Below are 16,153 nucleotides of genomic sequence, written 5' to 3'. Positions count from 1 at the left end.
ACACCACAGGAGTCGGTAAAAATCTTGCCCGGAAAGGTTGCTTTCACCATGGCTTCGGCCATGGCTGAGCGTACCGCATTCAGGTTACAAGCAAATAAGATCGCACCAATCGATCCTGTTGCCTTTTTTACATATTTATCACTCATCTCATTAACCTATTCTGCGTTTGGGCTATCTTGTTTGCAATACGCAAATCAATGTGAAAAGACGGCGGGCCGTGTCGAAATCTGTTTCAACTTTACCGTTAAGCCGCGTTTGTAAAATTTCCGAGCCTTCATTATGCAAGGCACGCCGCCCCATATCGATAGCCTGAATCTGTGATGGTGATTTTGTCCGGATCGCATCATAATATGTATCACAGACAGTGAAATAGTCACGCATGACCCGTCGCATTGGCCCAAGCGCCATAAAAAATTGCACCAGATTTTGCTCGTTAGCATCACGAATATCAAAATTGATATGCCGCCCTTCAAGGCGAAGATATAGATGAAACGGCCCCGTATACTCGGGCAAATCAAAGACATTATCCTCAATGATGTCATAAATCGCAATCGCGCGCTCCTGCTCGGCTTCGGCGCTACGGCGTGGTGCATCGGCCTCGTCAAGTTCGATTTTGACAAGTCGGCGTGCTTGATCACTCTCATGTCCATCATTATTGGACATTGCTTCCCCTCGATAATGAACGCGCGCTATAAACGCTTAAAGACCAGATTATGATAATCGCGCGATCAGTCTAGTATAATCGCCAATTATGCGGGCTTTGTCATCCGGATCGTCATCGACAAAGCATGGGCGCCGAGCCCTTCGGCATTGGCAAGTTTTACACCTGCTGGGGCGATTTTGGCAAAGCTGGCCGCATCACACCCTACCAAAGTTGTACGCTTCATGAAATCAGCCACACCAAGACCAGATGAAAATTTTGCCGTGCGCGCTGTGGGCAACACATGATTGGGGCCAGCGACGTAATCTCCAATCGCTTCGGGGGTATAACGGCCAAGGAAAATAGCGCCAGCATGGCGAATGTCTCCAGCCCATTTCTCGGGGTCGTCCAGCGCTAGCTCCAGATGCTCGGCGGCAATACGGTTGGCAAGTTCAGGCATGTTTGCCATATCAGGTACAGTGATAATGGCGCCATTATCTGCCCATGATTGGCTTGCTACTGCCACCCGGTCCAGACGGGGCAGCATAGCCCTGACGGCGGCGTCAACAGCATCAGCAAAATCCGCATCATCAGTGATCATGATCGATTGAGCCGCTTCGTCATGCTCGGCCTGGGACAATAAATCAGCTGCAATCCATTCAGGATCATTCTGAGCATCGGCAATCACCAGAATTTCCGATGGCCCCGCAATAGAATCAATACCAACTGTTCCAAAGACCTGCCGCTTGGCCGTGGCCACAAAGGCATTGCCAGGCCCAACAATCTTATCAACCGACGCGATTGTCTGTGTGCCATAGGCCAATGCCGCGACCGCTTGCGCGCCGCCAATACGCCATATTTCGGTTACATCAGCCAACGCTGCTGCCGCCAGCACCAATGGATTAACATAACCATCTGGTGCGGGCACAACCATAACACGGCGCTCAACACCAGCAACCGCCGCCGGAATGGCGTTCATCAGAACCGATGATGGATAGGCCGCTTTTCCACCAGGCACATAAAGCCCTGCCGCATCAACAGGCGTATAACGCATCGCCAGCGCAACCCCGTCATCATCAAGGCCACCAAAGTCCTCTGGCACCTGTTTTTCATGAAATGCACGGATACGATCACATGCCGTCACCAGCGCCGTGCGCAATGTTGGATCCAACTCATCAAGTGCGGATTGCATCTCGGCTTTTGAAACTGCCAGTGCGGCTACATTATCTTTTTGGAAATGGTCAAATTGTGCCGTTAGATCAAGTAAGGCTGCATCACCTTCGTGGCGCACGCGCGCCAGAATAGACGCGACGATATCAGCAACATCCTGATCTGACTCGCGTTTGCTATCAAGCAATGCTGCGAATTGTGGCTCAAAATCAGCCTGATTGTAATCCAGCCTAGTTGTCATGATTGTTACAACTCTTTTCTGTTCCTAAAAGCCCATACCCTAGGCAGAGTCGTGCCAAGGATGCACTGCCGTGGGACGAGTGAGGTCAATATCCTCGGCGATAACGTCAATATCCTGAACTGATAATTTTATCGTTATATTACCTGAAAACAACAAACTTATAGTCCATTTCGCCAGTTTTGCACTCTGCTTTTCTGCCGCAGTCTGAAACGGTTCAACGTGAAGCGCCAAAAGATTGAGCAGGCTGTCCTGTCGATTGGCTGGCATACCGCTTTGTTGCACATGTTCAACATTGAAAATCTGCAACCCAGATAGCACCCGCTCATAGACATCACCGCCATCTTCAAGCGTCACACCCTCTGCCGGTGGGCGTTCCCAGCAAAACCGGTTTGCAACTAGCACAAAGCGTTTATTTGCCTTGTCGATATACATATCACTACCGGGGATGATGGCGTCCTGAAACAATGATGATAAAACTGCCAGATCATCAGCGTCCTGCGCCCGAAGCCGCAAATTGCTATTAATGCTTTTCGAAGTCTTGTCGTCACTCATGCCTGTTTGGCCTATCAGTCTGTTTCAGATTTACGGATAATTTGCGCACCGCAATTGCCGAGTTTTGTTTCCAAATGGCTGTAACCGCGATCAAGATGATAAATACGGCTAACCTTGCTTGTTCCCGTGGTAGCCAAAGCAGCGAGAACCAGAGATACAGACGCCCGCAAATCAGTCGCCATTACAGGTGCAGGCGTCAGGGTTTCACGCCCCCGTATCATTGCAAGCCCACCATCAACTTTAATGTCAGCACCCATACGAACAAGTTCCGGCACATGCATGAAACGATTTTCAAAAATCGTTTCGGATATACGCGATGATCCGTCTGCTACACACATCATCGCCATAAATTGTGCCTGGAGATCAGTCGGAAAGCCTGGAAATGGATCCGTGACAATATCAAGTGAGCGCATCCGTTTATTAGCCCGAACATTAATATAATCAGACCCCGTTTCGACATCGGCACCGGCTTCACGCAACACCATAATCAGCGCATCCAAATGTTTTGGTAACGCGCCTTGTAACCGCAGATCACCTTCGGTCATTGCTGCCGCTATGGCAAAAGTTCCAGCTTCAATCCGGTCGGCAACAACAGCATGACGTGCCGCGCCAAGACTGGCAACGCCTTCGATCACAAGAGTGTCGGTGCCAGCTCCTGTGATCTGTGCACCCATTGCGTTCAGACAATCGGCAAGATCGATGATTTCTGGTTCACGCGCAACATTTACCAATTCAGACGTGCCATCGGCAAGGGCTGCCGCCATCATAGCATTCTCGGTTGCGCCAACCGAGACCATTGGAAAGACGATCCGCGCAGCTTTCAGGCCTTTTGACGTACGTGCCTGAATATAGCCATCAGCTAGTTCGACCATCGCGCCAAGTGCCTGCATCGCACGTATATGAAGATCAACAGGCCGCGTTCCAATGGCACATCCACCTGGTAAAGACACGCGCGCTTCACCAAACCGTGCCAGTAACGGCCCTAGCACCAATATTGAAGCCCGCATTTTACGAACCAGATCATAGGGCGCGTCAAAATTATCTGCTACCCCCGCCAAGGTAACAGTCTCGCCATCACGCGCAACATCAAGCCCATGATGCCGCAACAAATCTTCCATCAAAATAGTATCAGCAAGGTTTGGCACATTATCGAGTGTCAGAGTTTCTGATGTCATCAGCCCTGCTGTAAGTAAAGGTAGCGCGGCATTTTTGGCACCACTGATTTTGATATCACCAATCAGCGGAACCCCACCGGCAATTTCTAAGTAATCCACCAGGCTACCCTTTCATATCCGATTCAGTATCAGACGACTGTCTATCATCCGAGACAGTGTTATGTGACAACATATCAGCCGCATTGGCACTGTGCGCCCGCGCCCGCGCTTGCGCCTTACGCCGGAACAGATTTTCCCTAAGCGCCGACGCCAACCGCTCGTCTGCATTGGCCGCAGTTGATTTTGATCTTTCGTGATCTGACATGTGATTACTCATTCACTTTCAATCTCAGTGTTACCCACAACGCTATTTGCTATCGACGTTAACAATGTCTAGAGTTTGTGGCAGTATTTTGATGTTTGCAAGATACGCCAAACACTTCAAAGACATATTCCATTATGTATAGGCATAGTTTGGCACTAAATCCACCTAATTGCAGGGCAGATATATGGCATTCATTCGCAAATATGCGCTTCCGGTAACGCTGGTCAGCGGCCTGATACTGTTTTTTGCGACCGGCACACATAATCTGGTGAGTTGGGAAACAATTAGCAATAATTACAGTCTGCTAAAACAGTTTGCCAATGACCAGGTTCTGACAAGCTATGCAATATTCCTGTTGCTTTATGTGATTGTAGTGGCTTTTTCATTGCCTATAGCCTTGCCTTTGACCCTGACTGGCGGCGCGCTTTTGGGCTGGCCAGCCGGCATAGTGATTATTTTTGCGGCCACAATGGGGGCTGGCATCGTTTTTATGGCCGCGCGTACGGTTTTTAGTGACATTCTGCGTAACAAGGCAGGGCCATTTATAGCGCGGCTTGAATCTGGCTTTAATGAAAATGCTTTTAACTATCTGCTGGCACTAAGACTGATTCCTGCTGCCCCGTTTTGGGTGGTAAATATCATTCCCGGGCTTACAAAAATGAAGCTGTCATCTTTTTTATTGGCTACCTTTATTGGTATCATGCCAGGCACTATGGTGTTTGTGTCGGTTGGCCGCGGTTTTGACACCATTCTGGCATCAGGCCAGACACCAGATCTATCGGTGTTGTCATCGCCATCAATTCTAATTGCCTTAGGTGGGCTTGGCGCCCTAGCCTTGATGCCTGTTATCTATAGACGGGTCACCCGATCCCGCAAACCATCTGAGACAAAATAATGAAGTCAATCAAAGCCGATATCGTAATCATTGGTGCTGGATCAGGCGGGCTTAGTCTGGCCGCAGGCGCAGCGCAAATGGGTGCGCATGTGGTGCTGTTTGAAGGTGGCGCCATGGGCGGTGATTGTCTGAATACCGGCTGTGTGCCATCCAAGGCACTATTAGCTGTCGGCAAGGCCGCGCATAATGCACAAGGCAAAGCTCATTTTGGCATTCATACTACTGATACAAAAATTGATTTTGCCGCCGCCAAGGATTATGTCGATACGGTGATTGGCACCATTGCCCCCCATGATTCTGTAGCGCGTTTCACCAGTCTTGGCGTTACGGTCATCAGCGAATTTGCCCGTTTCAAAACGGCCCATATTGTGGTGTCGGACAGTTATGAAGTCAGCGCAAAATATATTGTTATTGCCACCGGATCGACAGCATCTGTGCCGCCAATATCTGGGCTTGATAACGTCCCTTACTATACCAATGAAACGATTTTTGTCGCCCGCGACAAGCCTGATCATCTTGTCATCATTGGCGGTGGACCGATCGGCATTGAAATGGCACAAGCGCATTGCCGTCTTGGTGTAAAAGTGACCATTGTTGAAGCATTGGCCGTCATGGCACGCGATGATCAAGAGCTTGTCAGTATCTTAAAAAACCAGCTGATAAAAGAAGGTGTCACCATCATCGAAGGTGCTGGCGTCACCAAAATTTACCAAACCACCGATTCAGCCACGCAAAATGATGAAAATATTACTGTGCAATTGGCTGATGGGCAGATTCTTCACGCCAGTCACCTGCTGGTTGCGGTAGGGCGCCGTCCGACACTTGACCGGCTTGATCTTGACGCGGCAGGGATTCAGTATAACCGCGCAGGCATCATCACTGACAAAAGATTACGCGCGAATAAGAAGCATATATTCGCAATAGGTGATGTTGCTGGACGTCAGCAATTTACACATATTGCTGGCTATCATGCTGGTATTGTGATCCGCAATATCCTGTTCAAGCTACCTGCCAAAATAGATGATAAAGCGATTCCATGGGTGACCTATTGTGATCCCGAATTAGCGCATGTGGGGTTAACCATCGAGGACGCCCACGCCAAATATGGTGCCGACCAGATCCGTGTTCTTAGCACACCCCTATCAGGAAATGACCGGGCTATAGCTGAGTCACGCACCGAAGGTATGGTCAAAGTCATCACGCACAAAAAGGGACATATTCTGGGGGCATCAATTCTGGCACCTAGCGCAGGTGAGATGATTCTGGCGTGGGCGGTGGCGATCACTGCTAGGCAAAAGATTGGCACAATGGCTAGCGTGATTGCCCCCTATCCCACCTATGGCGATGCCAGCAAACGTGCAGCAGGTAGCTTTTTTACCGACAAATTATTCAGCCCCCGCATGCGCCATATCGTTCAATTGTTAATGAAATTCTGAACCAGACCAGCGCAATCTAATTGCAACATATATTTGCTACCTTATGGAATATAAATACATGATGTTGAATTCAATTATTATTGGAGGACTGAATTATGTCAATTTACGCAACTATGAAACAGGCTATTGATGCGCGTGATGCCGAGCTTTGGGCAACTTTATATCATGATGATTTCACCTTTGTTCGGCACCAGTCAGGCACCAGCATGACCAAAACCGAAATGACAGAAATGGGCAAAATGATGATGGCAAATGATGCTGTTCAATTTCATAATAGCCGCTGTCTTTATGAAAATGACGATATTATTGTCGAGCATTCAGTCATGGATTTTCCGGATGGTAGCCGGGAAGCCATCATGAGCGTACATATGCTGGAAAACGGTAAAATCATTCGTTCTGAAACAGGCGCAACCCCTTTGGATAAATAAAACAACCTCAAAGGTGGCTGGCCATAGATCAGCCACCTTCACATCATTGTCTCATGCAAAACATAGTCTCATACCCTAGGAATTAATGAATTGCTTGATCAACTCGGTTTCCCGTTCGTATTTTTCAAGCATTCTTTTAACCACATCACCGATTGAGACAATTCCGACAAGTTTATTGCCTTTTGTGATAGGCACATGCCGAATGCGATTCTCGGTCATCAAATGCATTAATTCCGACGACGTTACCTGTTGGTCAACCGTTATAACTTTAGCTGTCATAAGGTCTTGCGCCACAATCCCTGCAAGCGTTTTTCGTGCAGATACATGACGAATAATATCGCGCTCGGACAGGATACCCAGAACCTGCATGCTCTGATCAACGACCACGACGGTGCCGATACCCCATTCGACAAGCATATCAACCACAGTTTCAAGGGCACTATCGGCATTTACGGTAACACAGCCTCTTTCAATAAGTTTGGCAATGAATGGTGTCATTTTCAACCTCCCCCAATCTGACCTTCAACTTTGCTTGCGAGAAACAATTTATGTCAAATTAGAGAAATGTGATTTACCATTGTCCTGAGTTGAACTGCCAATCCTGCTTGCAAAGCTTTACACTCTATTGTAAATACCGCATCAGTGCTGCCATAGCTCCAGCGGTAGAGCGCACCCTTGGTAAGGGTGAGGTCGCGTGTTCGAATCACGCTGGCAGCACCATCTTCCCCTTATCGAGATTATAACCAGCGGCTTTGAGATCAATCCTTATCTCGTCAGCCATTAGCTAACAAAGGAATAACGGTTGCCTAACCCCTAGGCGGTGCCAGCAACCGAACCGTCCCCTAATAGCTCATCCTGACCAGAAGCGCGCGTCACATCTGTACTGCTGGCAATCATCACGCCATTATTGGAAAAGGTCAGTTTGCCATCTGCATCAACGCTGACCAGCACCGTATCACCATCACCAAAGGTGCCGCTTAACAAAGCCTCGGCCAGCGGATTCTGTACCGTGTTTTGGATCACTCGTTGTAGTGGCCGTGCGCCAAAATGCGGGTCATACCCCTTGTCACTCAGCCAGGCGATTGCCGCATCATCCAATCTCAGGGTGATCGAACGCTCGGCAAGACGCGCCGCCAGCGTGCCAATTTGAATCTCGACAATCGCGCCCATATCATCCCGCGAAAGCCGCCTGAATAACAAGGTTTCGTCAAGCCGGTTCAAAAATTCTGGCCGGAAGGTCGAAGCCACATCCGCCATCACCTTATCACGCGCGTCTTCGCTTGAGGCACCATCCGGCAGTTCCAGCAGATAATCAGCACCAATATTAGAGGTCAGCAAAATCATAGTGTTGCGAAAATCAACTTGGCGCCCCTGGCCATCGGTTAGATGCCCTTCGTCAAGCACCTGTAAAAGCACATTGAAAATATCTGGATGCGCCTTTTCAACCTCGTCAAACAGGATCACCTGATAAGGACGCCGGCGCACAGCCTCGGTCAGACTACCGCCATCTTCATAGCCAACATAGCCAGGAGGCGCGCCGATAAGACGGGCGACCGCGTGCTTTTCCATATATTCGGACATATCAATGCGCAAAACCGCCGTGTCATTATCAAACAGAAATGCCGCCAGTGCCTTGGCCAGCTCGGTTTTACCAACGCCCGTCGGCCCCAGCATCAAAAAGCTACCCATAGGTTGATTGGGATTGGCAAGGCCTGCGCGGGCACGCCGTGTGGCATTTGCCACCGCCGCTATCGCTGCATCCTGACCGATGATGCGCTGGCCAATGATGGTTTCCATCGCCAGTAATTTTTCGCGCTCGCCTTCCAGCATCTTATCAACCGGAATTCCAGTCCAGCTGCTGATAACCTCGGCAATATGCTGGCTTGATACGTCTTCATTAACCATCTCTGATTGTGACACAGCTTCTTTGGCTGCTGAAATTTCCTGTTCAAGCCCAGGCATAATCGAATAGGTCAGTTCGGCAGCTTTTTCCAGGTCGCCTTGGCGCTGGGCAACATCAAGATTATGTCGCGCATCTTCAAGTGCCTGCTGCAAACGCCCAACTTCTCCCATTTGCGATTTGACCTCATTCCACGCGTCAGTCAACGCCGTCGACTTCACTTCAAGGTCGGCCAGTTCCTTTTCGATCGCCTTGAGGCGTTTATTCTGCGTATCTTTATTTTCTTTTAGCAATGCTGCCTGTTCTATCTTGAGCTGGATGATCTGGCGGTCAGTCCGATCAAGATCGTCCGGTTTGCTATCAGACTGGATGCGCAAATGACTGGCCGCTTCATCCATGACATCAATCGCCTTATCCGGCAAAAATCGTTCATTGATATAGCGATGCGACAAACGCGCGGCGGCAATAAGTGCTTCATCAGTAATACGTACGCCATGATGCAATTCATATTTTTCCTTGAGACCCCGCAGAATAAAGATCGAGTCCTCAACATTCGGCTCATCGACAAACACCGGTTGAAAGCGGCGGGTAAGCGCGGCATCCTTTTCCACATGCTGGCGATATTCATCCAATGTGGTGGCACCAATACAGCGTAATTCACCCCGCGCCAAGGCGGGTTTCAGCAGATTTGACGCATCCATGGCACCATCACTTTTGCCAGCGCCAACAAGCTGGTGCATTTCATCAATAAACAGGATGACCTCGCCATCGCGATCCTGCACCTCTTTCAAAACGCCTTTCAGACGTTCTTCGAATTCGCCACGATATTTAGCACCGGCAACCAGCATGCCCATATCAAGTGACAATAAGGTTTTATTGGCCAGTGCCTCAGGCACGTCAAAATTGACAATACGCTGGGCCAGGCCTTCGGCGATCGCTGTCTTGCCTACGCCCGGCTGGCCAATCAGAACGGGGTTGTTTTTTGTCCGTCGTGCCAGAATCTGAATCGTGCGGCGCACTTCAGCATCACGGCCAATGACCGGATCAAGCTTGCCACGGCGCGCGGCATCGGTCAGATCAGTCGTATAACGTGACAAAGCGTCATAGGTGTCTTCGGCCGCGTCATTATCGGCACTTCGCCCTTTTCGCATGGCCGTGATTGCATCAACAAGCCGATCAGCGGTGACGCCAGCCTTGTCAAATATGCTCTTGAGACCACCTTTGGCCATTGCCAACAACAAGATATCGATCGCAATAAACTGATCTTTGAAATTCTTGGCTTCGGTTTCGGCAGCAGCTAAAATGCGTGCTAGATCATTATCCATCTGCAATTGGCCCGCACCACTACCTGTGACCACAGGCATTGCTGCCAGTTTCGCTTCAAGCGCGGCGCGTATAGCAGCGCCATCACCTCCGGCGCGCCCAATCAAGCTTCGAACCATGACATTTTCATCGCCAAGCATGGCAAGTAACACATGTTCAGATGTCAGGCGCTGATGATTAGCATTCAAAGCCGCATTCTGACCAGCCGTCAAAGCATTGCGCACAAGCGCGGTAAATTTATCTGTTTGCATCACGCATCACCTTTTTTATAGCGGGTTGCCAGACGAAAGACTGGCGCACCTATCGGTGGCCGGAATCCGGCAACATCCTCATTTATGTCTTCATGAAAGAGACATAGGAATATGCCTTTCATATTTCAATATTTGAAACATCATTAATCTTCTATCTTGCGCATAAAATCTTGCCTATGATGAAGCATATAAACAGTTTCCAAGTATCAAACGATCAGCACCCATGAAAATTTCAACGCGTGACTTTTTGACAATCGAATGGCGATTTTTGCTGTTTGGGTTACTCATGGCGCTGTTTTCATCGCTTGGGCAGACCTTTTTCATCTCGCTTTTTTCCAGCGATATACGTAACGCATTAGCGCTTAGCCACGGTGACTTTGGTATCTATTATGCGATAGCCACGACAGCCAGCGCGATCACCCTGCTCTGGCTTGGCAAGCTTGCCGACATAATGCGGGTGGAAAAGCTGGCCTTGATGGTGCTGATATCACTGTCTGGCGCGGCGTTATTCTTTAGCCAAGTGCAGTCAGTTACAATGCTCTTGATCGGGTTGTTCATGTTACGCCTGTTTGGCCAGGGCATGACAACGCACACTTATGCAACGGCCATTGCCCGGCGTTATATCAGCGCACGAGGACGGGCGCTATCGATTGCCCAGCTTGGCCATACGCTGGGGGAATCTATCGCCCCGGTTAGTGTCGTTACAATGATGCTGTTTATTGATTGGCGCACAATCTGGATGATTTTACCTTTTGCGGCGCTATTTATTTTGGCGCCATTTCTGCGCTATCTGACCCAACGCACACCCTTGCAGGATGGTGGCGGACTAGAAGGGCTTAGCAATCAAAAAGATGCCACCGCCAAGTATGAAGATGATGTCCAAGACCAAAATGTCTTTGGTAATGATGCTGGTTTTGATGGGCGGCATTGGCGACGCCGCGATGTTATACGCCACAAAACCTTCTGGTTCGGGTCAATGTGGCTGACCGCTGTCCCGTCTTATGTTCTGACAGGCGTGATGTTTCATCAGATTTATCTGGCAGAAGTGAAAAATGTATCACTTGCCAGCTGGACGGCCAATTACGTACTCTACGCTGTGTTTGCGGTGATTGGATCACTGGTCGCAGGTCAGCTTGTTGACCGCTTTACCGCGCGACGTGTTGCCCCCTATACAATGTTACCAACGGCACTAGCCTGTATCTGCTTATATTTTGCAGATAATGTGATGGGGGTTTCTGTGTTCTTTATGTTATTTGGCCTTGCTGGCGGCACCCCAAATGCCGCGACGACAGCGATCATTGCCGAAGCCTATGGAACCCGCTATCTTGGCGAAATAAAAGCAATTTTTCTGCCAATCAGCGTGTTTGGTTCAGCGCTATCGCCAATGATATTAGGGCTCATGATCGATCTTGGTGGTGGCTTGGAAATGATTTTGGGATCATGCGCGATGATTGCCATATTCGCGCAAATATCATCAATGATCGTTCTTGGACATTTCCGTAAGGGCTGATAAATCTGATATATGAAACTGATCAGTCAGTCATAACAATTAGGGCTTATAATGCTTGTAGATAAAATACATGCTAATAGTGGTAAAACATATAGCCGCATTCTTTTGGCAAGTCTGCTGATGTTAGTGCTGTCTTTAGGCGCGATGCGTTCTGCGAGTGCGTCCAATCTACTGGATAAATGGCAAGGGGTCTGGTTTTCTTGTGAATTTGCCCAGCGTCAGCGGGCACCTGATGATGGATGCAAAATGTTTGATGATGAAGGTTTCACCTTCACCAATGGCCGCTTGAATTATGTGCGCATCACCGAGTCCAACGAAACTGCATGCCGAGGTGAAAAAGTTGGGCAATGCTTCCGCCGTGATCGGGCAGCGATTGCGGTCACGTCCCAGGATCGTGGCCAGCTTAAAATGGATACAGCCAGCTTTACTGTCAGGTTTCTAGGATGCAAACAGCTTTTCTATTTCAGTGACATGCCTGATTATCGGGAAATATGGCCTGATGAAGATCGTTGTTTCTGGGCTAGCAAACGGCGTTTTTATATTGCGCCCTTCGCTGGCAATGTTGACTTTGTGGACTGATAGGTTTGCCGATAACGGTATGAACAAAATGATGGATACTTCAAAAAACAGCGTTTTTGCACCTTTGCCCGACATGGGCTTCATTGCCATTGCTGGTAGCGATGCGGTTGATTTCCTGCAATCAATCATCACGGCTAATGTTGAAACCTTGGATAGTGGTGCCATGCGTCAAGGCGCGCTTTTGACCCCGCAAGGTCGTGTGTTAATCGATTTTATGATCTATCGAACCGGCCAAGATGAATTGCTTCTTCAATGCGAGGCAAATCGCCGCGATGATCTTTATACGCGATTGCGCCGATACCGTCTGCGGCGACCTGTTACAATCGAAAAGCGCGATGATATTGACTGCCATATCTGGTGGCAGCTAGATATGGCTCCTCAACCTATGCCGCACCTGTTTGTCGATAGGCGGGATGACGCACTTGGTTATCGATATCTGGGTAGTGATGCCCAAACAGTGCTAAGCGACCAAGGCGCAACATCCGGAACCATCGATGAATGGCATGCGATCCGTATTGCAAAAGCCATACCGCAAGGTGCGCTTGATCTTCCCCAGAACGCGCTTTGATGCTGGAATCTGGTCTGGATCATCTTGATGCGGTGGATTTTGGTAAAGGCTGTTATATCGGTCAAGAGGTCACCGCACGCACGCATTACCGTGGGTTGGTTAAGCGACGACTAGCACCTTTCATGATCGACGCGATGCCAGAACCATCAGCAGATATTATGCTTGATGACGCCGTGATTGGTCACTGCAAATCCATGACACCACTGCCAGCTGGTGGTGCCATAACGCTTGGACTTATAAAACTAAGTGATCTGCATATGATTCAAGACTCTGGCCAGAAACCATCACTTACCATTGATGGTCATGCTGCACAGCTAGCTTTGCCCGACTGGATGCTGCCATTGCCCAAGACCGCCAAAACTGACAGTTAACGTCTGTATCCTGACGGGTTTATTGTGCTGTCCAGCCACCATCCATAATCAATGACGTGCCCGTTATGCTGGCCGATGCTGGCCCGCATAAAAACTGCACCGCCGCGGCCACATCGTCAGCATCGGTGAATGTCCAGCTTGGCATTTTATCAGCAACAAGCCTATTGGCTTCTTCGTCAAATGATGTTCCAGATGCTTTGGCGCGTGCCGCAATCTGTTGTTCAACCAGCGGTGTTTTTACCCATCCAGGGCAGATCGCATTAACCGTAATGGCACCGCGTGCATGTTCAAGTGCCATCGTCTTGGTCAGACCAATCACCCCATGCTTTGCCGCAACATAAGCCGCCTTATCTGGTGACGCGACAAGACCATGCACTGACGAAATATTAATGATTCGTCCCCAGCCTGCCGTCACCATATGCACCGCCGCCGCGGCCGAAGCGTGAAAGACTGCTGACAGATTTATCGCCAGCACATCATCCCATTTATCAATCGGAAACGCTGTCACCGCTGCCACATGCTGAATACCCGCATTATTGACCAGAATGCCGATACCGCCAAAGCGTTCAGCGGCGTTATCGATCATCTTGCGCACCGCCAGCGGGTCACGCATATCAGCCGGATCATGCGTTGCCATAAGCGCACCAGCCCCCATAAGGCTATCGCATATAGCCGCAATATCTTTGGCGGTGCCAAGGCCGCTTATGGTGATGTTCATACCCTGACCTGCCAGACGCCGTGCTATAGCCAGTCCGATGCCTGACGTTGCGCCCGTGATCAGCGCGTGCTGAGCCCCCATCATTCGTTGCCTTTGCCAAATAAGGCATCAGCGGCAGCATTGATGGCACCCTTATCAGCTATCAAAGCCTTTGCCTGTATTATTTCAGCTTCCATATGCGCAATATAATTTTGTAAATCTTCAATATTCCAGCTTTGCATATCCGCAGGCAGGCCAGCTGGTTTCAACTTTTCGAGTTCATCTTCCATGATACAGTCCGTTTAGTTTTCCCACACACAGCAGTCTTTGTATATAATGTGCATTTTTCCAAGACACGTCAAAGGCAGGCTTTGCATTGCGTTTCAAACCAGCTTATACTATAGCCACGTTTCCAGTTATGTTTGTAACAACGGCGCGACGGGCTGCACAGAACTTTCGCAGTGTACCGACGCACCAAAGGTAGGATATGATGACCCAGCTTCTTATGCCCAAAGCAACTGCCGTCTGGCTTATTGATAATACCAGTCTGTCATTTGAACAGATTGGCGATTTCTGCAATCTTCACGTTCTTGAAGTGCAATCTATCGCCGATGGCGAAGCCGGCATCGGTATTCAGGGATATGATCCAGTTCAAAATGGCCAGATAACACAACATGAGCTTGACCGCTGTCAGGCTGATAGCACTGGTCGTCTTGTTCTGGCGACATCTGATCTGCCAACGCCAAACCGGCGCACTAAGGGCCCACGCTATGTGCCTGTAGCGCGACGTGGTGATAAGCCTGACGGCATTGCTTGGCTATGCAAGCATCACCCTGAGCTGAAAGATACCCAGATTATCAAGCTGATTGGTACGACAAAGGAAACCATTGGTAAAATTCGTGAAAAATCGCATTGGAATATCGCCAATATCACAGCAAAACATCCTGCTATGCTTGGGCTTTGTGCCCAGACCGACCTTGATGCTGCTATTGAAAAGGCTGGTGGTTCGCCGCATTCCGAAGAACAGCTTTCAAATATGACCGAGCTTCCATAAACCCAGTAATTAGAGCGTATTTTTAGACGCATTCACCTAAGGAGACGGTTTCGTAACGATGGAAAGAGCACAGCAAAAGGCGGCTTTGGCTAATCAGCTTTACCAGCTTGAAAGCGAACATCGTGACCTTGACGAAGTGATTGAACGGTTGGGCGATGACAAACCCTTTGACCAGCTGAAATTACAAAGGCTGAAAAAGCGTAAACTCATCTTAAAAGACGAAATCACTAAACTCAAAACTGGCATTCTTCCTGATATTATCGCCTAATTCCGATTGCCCAAACTGTCTGATTTAATAACGACGTGAGTATGACATGGCCAGTAGCACCCCATCTTCGGCATCTTCTACCCTTGCTAAGGTAGCTATCTGCATGGGCAGCCAGTCTGACTGGAAAACCATGCAGGAAACAGCGTCATTACTTGAGGAGCTTGGGGTAACGCATGACACCAAAATCATTTCGGCACATCGTACACCTACCCGTTTAGCAGCGTTTGCTGAAACTGCCCATGAAAATGGCTTTGCTGTTATCATAGCTGGCGCAGGTGGCGCTGCGCATCTGCCAGGCATGATTGCCGCGCATACGCATTTACCTGTGCTTGGGGTGCCGGTTGAATCAGCGGCGCTAAAGGGAATGGATTCATTATTGTCAATCGTCCAGATGCCTGCTGGGGTCCCTGTAGGAACCCTGGCGATCGGCGTTGCTGGTGCCAAAAATGCCGCTTTACTGGCAACGCAGATACTAGCGCTTCAGGATAGCGCCTTATCACAACGCTTGATTGCATGGCGTGACTCTCAAACAGCCAATGTCGCGGAAATACCCGAATGATTATCGGCATATTGGGAAGTGGGCAGCTAGGCCGAATGCTGGCAATTGCCGCCGCCCAGCTTGGCATAAAGGCCCATATTTTTGCCCCTGATGCCAGCAACAGCCCAGCTGGCGATATTGCTTTTGCCGCAACCGAAGCGGCTTATGATGACCATGATGCATTAATAGGCTTTGCCGATTCAGTCGATGTGATCACCAGTGAATTTGAGAATGTTCCCGCCGCAACGCTTGA

General features: G+C 49.3%; 19 protein-coding genes, 1 tRNA gene and 1 pseudogene. 12 read left to right on the top strand and 9 right to left on the bottom strand.

The features are described from left to right. Positions 1-171: 171 nt before the first annotated feature. From ACTF7Q_RS08220 to ACTF7Q_RS08200, 5 genes are all read right to left on the bottom strand, one after another. Entirely contained in the window at positions 172-663 is a 492-nt protein-coding gene (locus ACTF7Q_RS08220) for a UPF0262 family protein (protein ID WP_438997359.1), read from the bottom strand. 86 nt (positions 664-749) lie between these two features. Continuing rightward, positions 750-2,051 carry a histidinol dehydrogenase gene (hisD, locus tag ACTF7Q_RS08215; RefSeq protein WP_438997358.1) on the bottom strand — a complete coding sequence of 434 codons (1,302 nt, stop codon included), beginning with the start codon at positions 2,049-2,051 and terminating at the stop codon, positions 750-752. Positions 2,052-2,090: 39 nt separating this feature from the next. After that, the gene (locus ACTF7Q_RS08210; protein WP_438997357.1) at positions 2,091-2,603 is read right to left on the bottom strand and encodes a DUF2948 family protein; all 513 of its coding nucleotides are present in this window, start codon (positions 2,601-2,603) and stop codon (positions 2,091-2,093) included. 14 nt (positions 2,604-2,617) lie between these two features. Beyond that, a complete protein-coding gene (murA, locus tag ACTF7Q_RS08205) occupies positions 2,618-3,877 on the bottom strand; it encodes a UDP-N-acetylglucosamine 1-carboxyvinyltransferase (RefSeq protein WP_438997356.1) in 1,260 nt (419 codons plus the stop codon). A gap of 4 nt (positions 3,878-3,881) precedes the next feature. Next, complete coding sequence (locus tag ACTF7Q_RS08200; RefSeq protein ID WP_438997355.1) at positions 3,882-4,082, bottom strand: hypothetical protein; 201 nt, start codon at positions 4,080-4,082, stop codon at positions 3,882-3,884. A gap of 184 nt (positions 4,083-4,266) precedes the next feature. Between ACTF7Q_RS08200 and ACTF7Q_RS08195 the strand changes: the two genes are divergently transcribed. From ACTF7Q_RS08195 to ACTF7Q_RS08185, 3 genes are all read left to right on the top strand, one after another. Then, positions 4,267-4,977, top strand: coding sequence for a TVP38/TMEM64 family protein (locus ACTF7Q_RS08195; protein WP_438997354.1), 711 nt, complete (start codon positions 4,267-4,269; stop codon positions 4,975-4,977). Continuing rightward, positions 4,977-6,413 (top strand): dihydrolipoyl dehydrogenase family protein, encoded by a 1,437-nt coding sequence (locus tag ACTF7Q_RS08190; RefSeq protein ID WP_438997353.1) that lies wholly within the window; start codon positions 4,977-4,979, stop codon positions 6,411-6,413. The genes ACTF7Q_RS08195 and ACTF7Q_RS08190 overlap by 1 nt, the downstream gene beginning before the upstream one ends. 95 nt (positions 6,414-6,508) lie before the next feature. Next, positions 6,509-6,841, top strand: coding sequence for a nuclear transport factor 2 family protein (locus tag ACTF7Q_RS08185; RefSeq protein ID WP_438997352.1), 333 nt, complete (start codon positions 6,509-6,511; stop codon positions 6,839-6,841). A gap of 75 nt (positions 6,842-6,916) precedes the next feature. Here the strand turns inward: ACTF7Q_RS08185 and ACTF7Q_RS08180 are convergent, their stop codons facing one another. Beyond that, entirely contained in the window at positions 6,917-7,339 is a 423-nt protein-coding gene (locus tag ACTF7Q_RS08180; RefSeq protein ID WP_438997351.1) for a CBS domain-containing protein, read from the bottom strand. Between the two features lie 146 nt (positions 7,340-7,485). Between ACTF7Q_RS08180 and ACTF7Q_RS08175 the strand changes: the two genes are divergently transcribed. Continuing rightward, positions 7,486-7,561: transfer RNA gene (locus ACTF7Q_RS08175), tRNA-Thr, on the top strand. A gap of 93 nt (positions 7,562-7,654) precedes the next feature. On the opposite strand, the gene clpB is transcribed toward ACTF7Q_RS08175, so the two are convergent. Further along, entirely contained in the window at positions 7,655-10,315 is a 2,661-nt protein-coding gene (clpB, locus tag ACTF7Q_RS08170; protein ID WP_438997350.1) for an ATP-dependent chaperone ClpB, read from the bottom strand. Between the two features lie 223 nt (positions 10,316-10,538). On the opposite strand from clpB, the gene ACTF7Q_RS08165 reads away from it, so the two are divergent. From ACTF7Q_RS08165 to ygfZ, 4 genes are read left to right on the top strand one after another with little or no spacing between them, the layout of a single operon-like run. Beyond that, positions 10,539-11,825, top strand: a complete 1,287-nt coding sequence (locus tag ACTF7Q_RS08165; RefSeq protein ID WP_438997349.1) for an MFS transporter — start codon at positions 10,539-10,541, stop codon at positions 11,823-11,825. A gap of 51 nt (positions 11,826-11,876) precedes the next feature. After that, positions 11,877-12,404: a hypothetical protein gene (locus tag ACTF7Q_RS08160; RefSeq protein ID WP_438997348.1), complete on the top strand. Its 528-nt coding sequence runs from the start codon at positions 11,877-11,879 to the stop codon at positions 12,402-12,404. A 31-nt stretch (positions 12,405-12,435) separates the two neighbouring features. Beyond that, positions 12,436-12,972 carry a hypothetical protein gene (locus tag ACTF7Q_RS08155; protein ID WP_438997347.1) on the top strand — a complete coding sequence of 179 codons (537 nt, stop codon included), beginning with the start codon at positions 12,436-12,438 and terminating at the stop codon, positions 12,970-12,972. Beyond that, positions 12,972-13,343 (top strand): CAF17-like 4Fe-4S cluster assembly/insertion protein YgfZ, encoded by a 372-nt coding sequence (gene ygfZ / locus ACTF7Q_RS08150; RefSeq protein ID WP_438997346.1) that lies wholly within the window; start codon positions 12,972-12,974, stop codon positions 13,341-13,343. Before ACTF7Q_RS08155 ends, ygfZ begins: the two co-directional genes overlap by 1 nt. A 19-nt stretch (positions 13,344-13,362) precedes the next feature. On the opposite strand, the gene ACTF7Q_RS08145 is transcribed toward ygfZ, so the two are convergent. Next, a complete protein-coding gene (locus tag ACTF7Q_RS08145; RefSeq protein ID WP_438997345.1) occupies positions 13,363-14,145 on the bottom strand; it encodes a 3-hydroxybutyrate dehydrogenase in 783 nt (260 codons plus the stop codon). Continuing rightward, positions 14,142-14,330 carry a DUF1192 domain-containing protein gene (locus ACTF7Q_RS08140; protein ID WP_438997344.1) on the bottom strand — a complete coding sequence of 63 codons (189 nt, stop codon included), beginning with the start codon at positions 14,328-14,330 and terminating at the stop codon, positions 14,142-14,144. The genes ACTF7Q_RS08145 and ACTF7Q_RS08140 overlap by 4 nt, the downstream gene beginning before the upstream one ends. A 200-nt stretch (positions 14,331-14,530) precedes the next feature. Here ACTF7Q_RS08140 and ACTF7Q_RS08135 point away from each other — a divergent pair, with 200 nt between their 5' ends. The 4 genes and pseudogenes from ACTF7Q_RS08135 to ACTF7Q_RS08120 form a co-directional block, all read left to right on the top strand. Beyond that, positions 14,531-15,094, top strand: a complete 564-nt coding sequence (locus ACTF7Q_RS08135; protein ID WP_438997343.1) for a DUF1013 domain-containing protein — start codon at positions 14,531-14,533, stop codon at positions 15,092-15,094. Positions 15,095-15,152: 58 nt separating this feature from the next. After that, positions 15,153-15,362, top strand: a complete 210-nt coding sequence (locus ACTF7Q_RS08130; protein WP_438997342.1) for a YdcH family protein — start codon at positions 15,153-15,155, stop codon at positions 15,360-15,362. A gap of 46 nt (positions 15,363-15,408) precedes the next feature. Further along, complete coding sequence (gene purE / locus ACTF7Q_RS08125; protein WP_438997341.1) at positions 15,409-15,921, top strand: 5-(carboxyamino)imidazole ribonucleotide mutase; 513 nt, start codon at positions 15,409-15,411, stop codon at positions 15,919-15,921. Further along, positions 15,918-16,153: pseudogene (locus tag ACTF7Q_RS08120) on the top strand (5-(carboxyamino)imidazole ribonucleotide synthase); the annotation flags it as partial. The gene purE and the pseudogene ACTF7Q_RS08120, both read left to right, overlap by 4 nt.

It is taken from the genome of Puniceispirillum sp. (SeqCode) (assembly GCF_965657105.1).
Classification (GTDB): Bacteria; Pseudomonadota; Alphaproteobacteria; order Puniceispirillales; family Puniceispirillaceae; genus Puniceispirillum.
The sequence above is the reverse complement of the archived record's forward strand: the minus strand, read 5'-3'. Positions and strand labels throughout refer to the sequence as shown.

What these genes read in the sequence shown, in the direction of transcription:
- purE (WP_438997341.1), top strand. Translation starts at nt 15,409, where the DNA reads ATGGCCAGTAGCACCCCATCTTCGGCATCTTCTACCCTTGCTAAGGTA.
- ACTF7Q_RS08180 (WP_438997351.1), bottom strand. Translation starts at nt 7,339, where the DNA reads ATGACACCATTCATTGCCAAACTTATTGAAAGAGGCTGTGTTACCGTA.
- ACTF7Q_RS08195 (WP_438997354.1), top strand. Translation starts at nt 4,267, where the DNA reads ATGGCATTCATTCGCAAATATGCGCTTCCGGTAACGCTGGTCAGCGGC.
- ACTF7Q_RS08200 (WP_438997355.1), bottom strand. Translation starts at nt 4,082, where the DNA reads ATGTCAGATCACGAAAGATCAAAATCAACTGCGGCCAATGCAGACGAG.
- ACTF7Q_RS08135 (WP_438997343.1), top strand. Translation starts at nt 14,531, where the DNA reads ATGACCCAGCTTCTTATGCCCAAAGCAACTGCCGTCTGGCTTATTGAT.
- ACTF7Q_RS08140 (WP_438997344.1), bottom strand. Translation starts at nt 14,330, where the DNA reads ATGGAAGATGAACTCGAAAAGTTGAAACCAGCTGGCCTGCCTGCGGAT.
- ACTF7Q_RS08160 (WP_438997348.1), top strand. Translation starts at nt 11,877, where the DNA reads ATGCTTGTAGATAAAATACATGCTAATAGTGGTAAAACATATAGCCGC.
- ACTF7Q_RS08165 (WP_438997349.1), top strand. Translation starts at nt 10,539, where the DNA reads ATGAAAATTTCAACGCGTGACTTTTTGACAATCGAATGGCGATTTTTG.
- clpB (WP_438997350.1), bottom strand. Translation starts at nt 10,315, where the DNA reads ATGCAAACAGATAAATTTACCGCGCTTGTGCGCAATGCTTTGACGGCT.
- ACTF7Q_RS08155 (WP_438997347.1), top strand. Translation starts at nt 12,436, where the DNA reads ATGGATACTTCAAAAAACAGCGTTTTTGCACCTTTGCCCGACATGGGC.
- ACTF7Q_RS08190 (WP_438997353.1), top strand. Translation starts at nt 4,977, where the DNA reads ATGAAGTCAATCAAAGCCGATATCGTAATCATTGGTGCTGGATCAGGC.
- ACTF7Q_RS08130 (WP_438997342.1), top strand. Translation starts at nt 15,153, where the DNA reads ATGGAAAGAGCACAGCAAAAGGCGGCTTTGGCTAATCAGCTTTACCAG.
- hisD (WP_438997358.1), bottom strand. Translation starts at nt 2,051, where the DNA reads ATGACAACTAGGCTGGATTACAATCAGGCTGATTTTGAGCCACAATTC.
- ACTF7Q_RS08185 (WP_438997352.1), top strand. Translation starts at nt 6,509, where the DNA reads ATGTCAATTTACGCAACTATGAAACAGGCTATTGATGCGCGTGATGCC.
- ACTF7Q_RS08220 (WP_438997359.1), bottom strand. Translation starts at nt 663, where the DNA reads ATGTCCAATAATGATGGACATGAGAGTGATCAAGCACGCCGACTTGTC.
- ygfZ (WP_438997346.1), top strand. Translation starts at nt 12,972, where the DNA reads ATGCTGGAATCTGGTCTGGATCATCTTGATGCGGTGGATTTTGGTAAA.
- ACTF7Q_RS08210 (WP_438997357.1), bottom strand. Translation starts at nt 2,603, where the DNA reads ATGAGTGACGACAAGACTTCGAAAAGCATTAATAGCAATTTGCGGCTT.
- ACTF7Q_RS08145 (WP_438997345.1), bottom strand. Translation starts at nt 14,145, where the DNA reads ATGATGGGGGCTCAGCACGCGCTGATCACGGGCGCAACGTCAGGCATC.